At 42.1% G+C, this 2,277-nt stretch carries 2 protein-coding genes and 1 pseudogene; 1 reads left to right on the plus strand and 2 read right to left on the minus strand.

Annotation, left to right across the window (positions count from 1 at the left end; all coding sequences use genetic code 11):
- Both Q0541_RS09945 and Q0541_RS09950 read right to left on the minus strand, forming a co-directional pair.
- On the minus strand, positions 1-450 hold a 450-nt coding region (locus Q0541_RS09945; RefSeq protein ID WP_298908958.1), incomplete at its 3' end, for a hypothetical protein.
- Between the two features lie 906 nt (positions 451-1,356).
- Positions 1,357-1,590: a hypothetical protein gene (locus tag Q0541_RS09950; RefSeq protein ID WP_298908961.1), complete on the minus strand. Its 234-nt coding sequence runs from the start codon at positions 1,588-1,590 to the stop codon at positions 1,357-1,359.
- Positions 1,591-1,750: 160 nt separating this feature from the next.
- Here Q0541_RS09950 and Q0541_RS09955 point away from each other — a divergent pair.
- Positions 1,751-2,277: pseudogene (locus tag Q0541_RS09955) on the plus strand (flavin-dependent dehydrogenase); the annotation flags it as partial.

Consider the following 2,277-nt stretch of genomic DNA (forward strand, 5'->3'; position numbering starts at 1 on the left):
AGTAGTGTACAAGTGGTCAGAAGCTGCGGAACTGTAATATCGATATAAAGGAACAGTTCCAGAGTATTGTTGTTTGGGAATATAGGCGGCAATTCCTTCAGGGATATATCCGCCGCTACCATTTTCTAACTCACCAAAATTAGTTGTATATAAGTGGTCAGAACTTGATGGATTATAATAACGGTAAAATGCATATGCCGTAACTATTATACCATCAATTATTCGAGTAGTAGTATTTGGAAGAACTTGATTTTGAACAACTAAAATATTTGAGGATCTAGTTTTGTTTTCGCTAATAGTTAATTGATTAGTGTTCTGGAGTTGAGAATAATTTGGTGTTGCTAAAGCTACATGGCGACTAGTTAAATTGTTCATACTAATACTTGCAATGCCAACAGCCAAGCCACTAAAAGTTTTTAAGACTTTACGCCAAGACCAATTACCAAACATAGTAGTATTTTTTTAGCCTGATATTAGAAGTGGATACACTACCATACTAATACCACACTATGCAACAAGGCAGTGGATAGGGGGATATAAGGGCAAGAATAAATGATACTTTTAAATATGACGCACGAGACGCAAAGCCTCACATCTTGCACCACTTGCTTTATTGCTATTTTTGTAGGGTGGACACTGCCTAATGTTGGCTCAAACCCTAATTTTTACGTTGTCAGCAGTGCCCACCCTCCGGTTCTTGAGAATGGTGCAAGATATAAGGAGCATCTGGCCCTTGGGTAAGCAATGGTTAAATTACGCGATGTGCAACTTATTCTTAGAACCTCGCTTCCATTCCTCTCCCCCACTCCTGAGAGGCTTTGATTCTTGCTCCCCAACGCTAGTAGGGAAGGGGTTGGGGATTAGGTTTGAGAGAAAGTTGCACACGGCACTAAATTAGTAGCTTCTATGCCGTAAATGCAAAAATAGCAGGCCAATTGCCAATTCCATACAAATAATCATTCTCACCTTTACAGCCGAAGTGCGTAGGCGTAGCCCGCCGCAAGCATCACTCAACTGAGTTGTGTACCAAAAACATTTATTACATTAAGGCGTCGAAACGCCGATCAAAGAGCATAAGGATTAATCCAAAAAAAAGACCCCTGCTTTGCATCAGAGGTCTTTCCGTTTCAGAACGTTGTAAAATTCATTAGCAACGTAAAACGCTGATATGGTTAATTTAGTGGCTTCTGTGCCATGAATGCAAAAATAGCAACCCAATTGCCCATCCCATACTGAGGATTATTGTTACTTCTACACCTAAAATGCGTAGGCGCAGCCCGCCGCAGGCATCGCCAATATTTAGGTGCAGACCTGGAAAGCCGATACTGCGACAATACCTTCATCCTATGCAAGGTTTTAGGAGAACTTTTCCCAGCATTGGGCAACTAATTGGCTCAACCAGCGACGTTGTTGCTGATCCAGCAGTGGATCATCTGCTAGTAACTGAGCGGTTAATTCTTCCAAAGATTGACCCTGAGCACGGACAATTTTAATTACTCCAGCGATCGCAGTGGCAACTAGTTCTTCATCAATCGGCTGTTGTCGCAAGGCAAAAATTTCCTGGGGACTGTCTGGAATAGGATAATTCATGGCGTGGGTTTACAGAAATACAAAATGAACAATAAATTTGGCAAATTTTTAAAATTTCTTTACTGAATCTTTACGAAACTAATAGGGCGGAGTTTACCTTACTTTGTGCCTTCATAAAATCTGTCTTAGTAATTAGATTGATCGGAGATGTCAGGAAACGATGAGAGAAATCCTTTATTTAGAAGTTCCAACTCCGGATATAGCAACTGTGCGTAGCTGGTTACAAACAGATTTTGAACCCGGAAATGGAGAAAAAGTGCTTACCTCGGAAGGCTTTCGCCTCAAAATCCCTATTGCAACTACAATTCCTGGGGTAGCTATTTCCGAAAACTTGCCTGCGGAACTTTCTGTATTTGTCTGGTCGGTGCAACGAACTACTTATTTAAAAGTGTTTCGTTGGACAGAACAGCCTTTTCCCAAAGAGGGACAAATCCTGAAACGCCTGACCAAGGAAATCAGAAGCCGTTTTGGGCATCATTACCCAGAACCGCCAGCGATTGATTTATCCCAGCAATCAATTTTTGCAGCGCTAGGCTCTGTTTATCCCCTCACCGTCAAATATTTTCAGAAAATGCCTAACGGTGAATATGACCTAACTCGTGCCTATTGGTGGGAACAACGATGGCGCGAAGGAGTACGAAATCCGCAGCAGCCGCGTCAAGTGGTGTTTTCGCAGGGGAGCAGGGG

Origin of the sequence: uncultured Nostoc sp., assembly GCF_937863485.1 — a bacterium.
GTDB lineage: Bacteria > Cyanobacteriota > Cyanobacteriia > Cyanobacteriales > Nostocaceae > Nostoc.

What these genes read in the sequence shown, in the direction of transcription:
- Q0541_RS09950 (WP_298908961.1), bottom strand. Translation starts at nt 1,590, where the DNA reads ATGAATTATCCTATTCCAGACAGTCCCCAGGAAATTTTTGCCTTGCGA.